Source organism: Brachybacterium nesterenkovii (assembly GCF_900163655.1).
Classification (GTDB): domain Bacteria; phylum Actinomycetota; class Actinomycetes; order Actinomycetales; family Dermabacteraceae; genus Brachybacterium; species Brachybacterium nesterenkovii.
Genome location: NZ_FWFG01000036.1, coordinates 1 through 6805, shown reverse-complemented (window position 1 = coordinate 6805; position 6805 = coordinate 1). Strand labels below are relative to the sequence as shown.

General features: G+C 67.2%; 6 protein-coding genes. 3 read left to right on the top strand and 3 right to left on the bottom strand.

Annotated features, from left to right (window positions below):
• Positions 1-205 (top strand): hypothetical protein (locus FM110_RS14465; RefSeq protein WP_234991898.1); only part of this gene is annotated, 205 nt, incomplete at its 5' end.
• A gap of 107 nt (positions 206-312) precedes the next feature.
• Here FM110_RS14465 and FM110_RS04145 read toward each other — a convergent pair.
• From FM110_RS04145 to FM110_RS04135, 3 genes are all read right to left on the bottom strand, one after another.
• Complete coding sequence (locus FM110_RS04145) at positions 313-624, bottom strand: putative quinol monooxygenase (protein ID WP_087102950.1); 312 nt, start codon at positions 622-624, stop codon at positions 313-315.
• Positions 625-631: 7 nt separating this feature from the next.
• The gene (locus FM110_RS04140) at positions 632-1180 is read right to left on the bottom strand and encodes a type 1 glutamine amidotransferase domain-containing protein (protein ID WP_087102948.1); all 549 of its coding nucleotides are present in this window, start codon (positions 1178-1180) and stop codon (positions 632-634) included.
• A gap of 472 nt (positions 1181-1652) precedes the next feature.
• Positions 1653-4334, bottom strand: a complete 2682-nt coding sequence (locus FM110_RS04135; protein WP_087102946.1) for an excinuclease ABC subunit UvrA — start codon at positions 4332-4334, stop codon at positions 1653-1655.
• Between the two features lie 223 nt (positions 4335-4557).
• On the opposite strand from FM110_RS04135, the gene FM110_RS04130 reads away from it, so the two are divergent.
• Both FM110_RS04130 and FM110_RS04125 read left to right on the top strand, forming a co-directional pair.
• Entirely contained in the window at positions 4558-5751 is a 1194-nt protein-coding gene (locus tag FM110_RS04130; protein WP_087102945.1) for an alcohol dehydrogenase catalytic domain-containing protein, read from the top strand.
• Between the two features lie 173 nt (positions 5752-5924).
• Positions 5925-6805, top strand: an 881-nt coding sequence (locus FM110_RS04125; RefSeq protein WP_143276249.1) for an AraC-like ligand-binding domain-containing protein, incomplete at its 3' end; no start/stop codon positions are given.

Sequence of the window (6805 nt, the reverse complement as noted above, 5' to 3'; positions counted from 1 at the left end):
GAAGACCTCGACCCTCACCCCGACACCGACGCGCCGCCCCAGGTCGCACCACAGCTACACCCTCATCTGTGAAGAGCCACTCATCTCCGGACGCCTCGCGAACAAACTGCCACTGACCACCATCGTCACCGGCTATGCGGCACTCTCGCTTCTTGCAGTTGTGGTGGCAGGGCTTCTGACCTTCCGGCACCGGGCAAGCCACTAGATCGGAACAGGCCGCTGCAGCGTTTGGGTATGAATCGGCTCCACAGCCGTGGCCACGGCTGTGGAGCCGATCGGGACCGCACCCCGATGTCAATCGACGCTGATGCTCTAGGAGGTCTCGCCGGGCAGCTTGTACGCGATCACGTCGACGTTCTGGATGCTCGGTTCGGTGCTGAACAGATCTGCTCCCTGCGCAGCGAGTGCCTGACCGACACCACCCGAGAGGTGGGTCTGACGGGCCTCGTCGTCGGGGAACACGTCGAAGATCCCGAAGGTCGATTCGTCGAACTGCAGAGCGAACCAGGCCCGCGTACCCTCCTCCTGCTCGACGATGGGACGGGCGCTGCGGAGAAAGTCCGCGACGTCCTCCTCCTTCCCGGGCTTGGCGTGCACGATGACCGACAATGCAGAGTTGATCATGGTTTCCTCACTTGTCCTGGCTGAACAGCTCGATGATCGCGGCGCAGAAGGCCGGGAGATCCTCGGGCGAGCGGCTGGTGATTAGGTTCCCGTCGCGTGCCACCTCTTCGTCGACGACGTTCGCTCCGGCATTGCGCAGGTCGGTGCCGATGCTCGGGTACGAGGTCAGCGTCCGACCCTCCACGACACCGGCCTCGATCAGCGTCCACGGTCCGTGGCAGATCGCGGCAACCGGCTTGCCGGCGACCGTGACATCGCGCACGAATCCGACTGCGTCGGTGTCCATCCGCAACTGGTCGGGGTTGACCGTCCCGCCGGGAAGCAGCAGGGCGTCGTAGTCGTCGGCCGAGGCGGACTTCACCAGGGCATCGACCGGAAATGTTCCGGCCTCGTCCAGGTCGTTCTTGCGGGCCTTGATCTCGCCCTCGTGCAGCGACAGCAGCTCGGTCGTGGCCCCGGCGTCGTGAAGAGCCTGTCTGGGCTGTTCGAGTTCTACGCGCTCGACGCCGTCCGCGGCCAGGATCGCGATCCGCTTGCCATGCAATTCATCTGCCATGTTCCGCTCCGTTCTGCGAAAGTTGACGGCCTGCCCTTGCGGGCGAGCCGCACGCTGTCCGTACCGGGTAGCGTGGTTCGGGTGCAGTCGTCGTTGCGCTCATCTAGGTTCCGGCAGGTGGTGGCTGCCGATTCTCGGTCCGGGTCCTGGGAGTCAGTGAAGAAGCTTCGGTCCGGAGGTCGACGATGACGTACCGCCATTGACGGTTGCCCTTCTTCACTAGGGCCTGGCCGGACGTGAGCGTCTGGCCCGTCAGCCAGCTTAGGCCTCGTTCGTCAGGGACGGGGCCGCACGTGGCTATCTCGTCCGAAATGCCGGAACGCCGGTGCTTCGGGGACACGAGAACGGCGCGGAGCGCCTGCTGACCGAGTTCCGCATGCACGCGGCGTGGATTCTCGATCGGGCGACGCAGGTTGCTCGTCCGATGCGCCCGTTGCGTGGGGTCATTGCCCTCATCGCAGCCTTCCGACTCTCACCCCAGGGAGGCGGTCTCCTGCAGCGCAGCCTCGAGGTACGGTGCCGATGCACCGGCTCCGGACGAGGCGACCTGCGCGGGGGTGCCTGAGGCGACCACAGTGCCGCCGTCGTCTCCCGCGCCGGGTCCGAGGTCGATGACGTGGTCGGCTGCGGCGACCACGCGCATGTCGAGCTCGACCGCGACGACGGTGTTGCCTGCTTCTACGAGGGTCTGTAGATGGGCCACGAGCCGGTCGGAGTCGGCGCAGTGCAGTCCCGAGGTCGGCTCGTCCAGGACGTAGAGAGTGTCCCCGCGCTGGGAACGTTGGAGTTCGGTGGCGAGCTTGACGCGCTGCGCCTCACCACCAGAGAGCTCGGTCGCCGGCTGCCCGAGACGCAAGTAGCCCAGGCCCACGTCGATCAGTGCCGTAAGCGAGCGCATGATGTCGAACTCGCCGTCGAAGAACTCGTGCGCCTCCTCGACGCTCATGGCGAGGATCTCCGCGATGTTCCGGCCACGCCAGAGGATCTCCAAAGTGCTGGACTGGTAGCGGGTTCCGTGGCAGTCGGGGCACTCGGTGTAGACCGAGGGGAGGAAGAGCAGTTCCACCATGACCGACCCCTCGCCCTCGCAGGTGGGGCAGCGGCCGCCGGTGACGTTGAAGGAGAATCGGCCCGGCTTATAACCCCGCGCGCGAGCCTCGGGCGTCTCGGCGAACCTCCGCCTCACGTGGTCGAACAGGCCGGTGTAGGTGGCGACGTTCGAGCGCGGGGTGCGGCCGATGGGCTTCTGATCAATGCTCACGACGCGGCGCACCCCAGAGAGGTCTCCCTGGACCGTTCCCTCGAGCTCCTCGGGCTCGTCCGACAGCAACAGCTCGTCCCCCTCGGCGGCCGCAGCGTCGTCCGCCTGGACAGCCCGCCCCAATCGCTCCCCGAGCAGCGCAGGTAGTGCCTGGCTGACCAGGCTCGACTTGCCCGATCCGGAGACTCCGGTGACGGCGGTGAACACCCCGAGCGGAAAGGAGATCGACACGCCCCGCAGGTTGTTGCGCGTGACGTGCTCAAGCTGCAGCCATCCCTGCGGCTCCCGGGGCGTCCGCCGGGGCAGGCCGCTGCCCCCGAAGACATAGCCGCGGGTGACGGACTCCTCCACCTCTGCGAGCCCTTCGGTGGGCCCGCTGTAGACGACGCGTCCGCCGCGCTCGCCCGCACCGGGCCCGATGTCGACTAGCCAGTCCGCGTGCCGCATCACGTCCACAGAATGCTCCACGACGAACAGGCTGTTGCCTCGGCGCTTGAGTCCGTCGAGGATGCCGAGCAGGGCGCTGACGTCCTGCGGATGGAGCCCCGCGGAGGGCTCATCGAGCACGTAGACCACACCGAACAGTTCGGAGGTCAGCTGGGTCGCGAGCCGCAGTCGCTGTAGCTCCCCACCGGAGAGGGTGGGGGTGGTGCGGCTCAGGGAGAGGTACCCCAGACCGAGGTCGATGATGGGCCGCAGCCTGTTGACGAGCTCCGCGCCCAGGCGCGCTGTCGCGGCCAGCTTCTCCACCGAGTGGTTCGGCGTCCTGCGCACGTCGGGGGCTGCCTCATGGGCTGATCCGCCAGCGTCGACGCGCTGCTGCACAGCGTTGCGTCGGGCTGCCTCGTCCAGTGCCTGGCCGGCAGTCTCGGTCCCGTCGGGATCGCCGGTGGCCCGCGCGACTGCCTCCTCGATCAACGTCGAGAGCTCCGCGAGGGGCAGATCGGAGAGATCAGCGACATCGAGGCCCTCGAAGGTCACCGACAGAGCCTCCGGCTTCAGCCGCTTGCCGTGGCAGGCAGGGCAGGGCGCGGCCGTGAGGAACTGTGCCACGCGCCGCTTCATCGACCCGCTCTTGGTGTTCGCGAACGTGTCGAGCACGTACCGGCGCGCACCGACGAAGGTGCCCGAGTAGCTCGGCTCGACGCCAGCCGCGATCGCGGCCCGGGCCTCGGCGAGCGTCAGGCGCGAGTGGACCGGGACGTACGGCGTCTCGTCCGTGTAGAGGATCCAGTCCCGATCCTCCTTCGGCAGATCCTTCCAGGGCACATCGACGTCGTAGCCGAGCGCGACGAGCACATCGCGCAGCTGATGACCGTGCCAGGCCGTCGGCCAGGAGGCGATGGCCCGCTCGCGGATCGTCAATGAAGGGTCCGGCACCATCATGTCCTCGGTGACCTCGTACACCCGGCCGATGCCGTGGCACTCCGGGCATGCGCCCTGCACGGTGTTGGCGGAGAAGTCCTCGGCGTAGAGCATCGGCTGATCATCGGGGTAGTGGCCGGCCCGGGAGTAGAGCATGCGCACCAGCGAGGAGAGCGTGGTGATGCTGCCCACCGAAGAGCGCGCGCTACGGCCGCCGCGCTGCTGCTGAAGAGCGACGGCCGGCGGCATGCCCGTGATGGAATCGACATCCGGGACGCCGGCCTGGTCGATCAGGCGACGAGCGTACGGAGCGACCGACTCCAGGTAACGGCGCTGGGACTCCGCGAACAGGGTTCCGAAGGCCAGGGAGGACTTGCCTGAACCCGAGACCCCGGTGAACACCACCAGCGCGTCGCGGGGCACCGTGAGGTCGATGTCCTGGAGGTTGTGCTGGCGAGCGCCCAGAACACGCACGTCCGGTTGGATGGGCGAGGAATCCGCCGTTGAGGGGGTGGGAGCTTTGGCCATGCCAGGGAGACTAGCAACGCGGTCCGCCGATCGCGTCGGAGCGCCACCTGTCCTGGCCGGCCCCCATCTGCGGCATTCACTACTGGAACGGTGGCCCGCACAGCTGTGGAGGATGGACTCGTGGGTGGCCTAAGCTCGACGAGAGCCGAGGTCGCGGGCGACGGGCATCCAAATGACCGTGGCACTTCCGCGACCGGGTCATCCACAACTGGAGGAGATCGTCATGGCAAGCAGCAACCGCGCCGTCGTGTTCCAGAACGTCAAGGACATGCGCGTCGAAACCCTCGACTTCCCGAAGCTCGAGATGCCGAACGGCAAGAGCGCCCCGCACGGCGTCATCCTCAAGATCGTCGCCACCAATATCTGCGGCTCCGACCTGCACATCTACCGCGGTTCCTTCCCCGTACCCCAGGGCATGGTGATGGGGCACGAGATGACCGGCGAGGTCGTCGAGGTCGGCTCCGACGTCGAGTTCCTCTCCGAAGGCGACCTGGTCTCGGTCCCCTTCAACGTCGCCTGCGGCCGATGCCGCAACTGCCGCGCTCGCCACACCGAGGTGTGCGAGACCGTGAACCCCGACGTGTCCTGCGGCGCCTACGGGTTCAACCTGGGTGATTTCCAGGGCGGGCAGGCGGAGTACCTGTTCGTCCCCTACGCCGACTTCCAGCTGCTCCGCTTCCCGGACAAGGACCAGGCCATGGAGAAGATCCGTGACCTCGCCCTTCTCTCGGACATCCTGCCCACCGCGTTCCACGGCCTCATGGAGGCCGGGGCGAAGCCCGGCTCGACCGTCTACATCGCCGGCGCCGGACCTGTGGGACGCTGCGGCGCCGCGGCGGCCCGTCTCCTGGGCGCTTCCTGCATCATCGTCGGTGACTACCATCAGGACCGGCTGGACCTGGTGAAGAACAACGGCTGCGAGACCATCGATCTCAACCAGGACGTGCCGCTGACCGATCAGATCGAGGCCATCCTCGGCGAACCCATGGTGGACTGCGCCGTCGACTACGTCGGCAACGAAGCCCACGGGATCGGCCGCGAGGCCGAGGACATGAGCCCGGCCCACGCCATCAACCAGGTCATGGACGCCACCCGCGCAGGCGGTGCCACCGGCATCGTCGGCGTCTACGGCCCCGACCCGCTGGCCTCCTCCAAGGCCGAGCAGGAGGGAACCTTCTCGCTCGACTTCGGCAAGGTGTGGATCAAGTCGCCTCGGATCTCCGGCGGCCAGGCCCCGATCATGCACTACAACCGTGAGCTGATGATGTCGATCCTGTGGGACCGCATGCCCTACCTCAGCGACATGCTGAACACCAAGGTCATCAGCCTCGACGAGGCCCCCGACGCCTACGCGACGTTCGACACCGGTGCCCCGGAGAAGTTCATCATCGACCCGCATGGCATGATCCCCGCCTGATTTCGCGCCGTCGTCCCCGGCCCGCGACCATCGCCTCAGCGGCGGTCGCGGGCCGGCTCTCTGCACGGATCGGTTCTCGATGCCGATCCGGGCGAGGGCCGGCGTCGTACTCTGGTAGTCCAGACCGGTATGCAAGAGCGCACCAGCACGGACCAGCGAGCAGGGGCGTGATCATGGGACAGGAGAGCACCTCGCTGCCGCGCCTAACGTCCTTCTCGACTCGGAACGCCCCACGGGGCGACGAGGTCGACTACTGGCGCCAGGTCCGCCGGGAAGCGTACGTCTCAGTTCGGACCGATCCCGTCGGTGCCGGATTCGGCGGAGAGATCCGACTGGGCCAGTACGCCGACTTCCGCCTGTCCACCAAACGGGCCAGGGCCGAGGAGGTCAGGCGCTCCCGCAGCGACATCGCCCAAGCCCACGATGAGCAGGACTACCTTTACTTCCTGTTCCAGACCCGCGGAACCCTGCTCGTCGAACAGGCCGGGCGCGCAGCACTCGCATCCCCGGGCTCGCTCGTGATCTACGACAGCGCAAGTCCCTTCGCTCTGCGAGCCAGGGACTACTACGAACAGGTAGTGCTCGAACTCCCCGCTGACGACGCATTTGCTCGCGTCGGCGCGAGCCGCAGCAACTACCTCCTGGCGAAGACCTTCGACTGTGATGGCGCGGTGGGCGCAGTCGCAGCCTTCTTCAAGAGCCTCGCGAGGAGCCAGGCCGGTGATCCTGTCGGAGCGCACCGACTCGAGCCGCAGGCATCCGCCCTGGGCGCATCTCTCGTCGACCTGCTTTCCCCGGCACGACCTCGCGTCGACGCTCCCGACGCCCTTCGCCGTAGCGAGGCACTGACCTATATGCGCACTCATCTGGCGGACCCTGACCTCGATGCCGAGAGCATCGCCGACGGCCTCCACCTCTCCCGCCGAACCCTCTTCCGCCTGTTCGAAGAAACCGGCGAGTCGGTCATGGGGCGTCTACGCACACTGCGCCTCGAAAGAGTGAAGCGCCCTGGGTTTCGTTCCGTGGTTAGACGGGCGCGGGCGCGGTCGTCGTG

Excerpts from the sequence above, each read along its gene's own strand:
- FM110_RS04145 (WP_087102950.1), bottom strand. The coding sequence starts at position 624 with ATGATCAACTCTGCATTGTCGGTCATCGTGCACGCCAAGCCCGGGAAG.
- FM110_RS04140 (WP_087102948.1), bottom strand. The coding sequence starts at position 1,180 with ATGGCAGATGAATTGCATGGCAAGCGGATCGCGATCCTGGCCGCGGAC.
- FM110_RS04135 (WP_087102946.1), bottom strand. The coding sequence starts at position 4,334 with ATGGCCAAAGCTCCCACCCCCTCAACGGCGGATTCCTCGCCCATCCAA.
- FM110_RS04130 (WP_087102945.1), top strand. The coding sequence starts at position 4,558 with ATGGCAAGCAGCAACCGCGCCGTCGTGTTCCAGAACGTCAAGGACATG.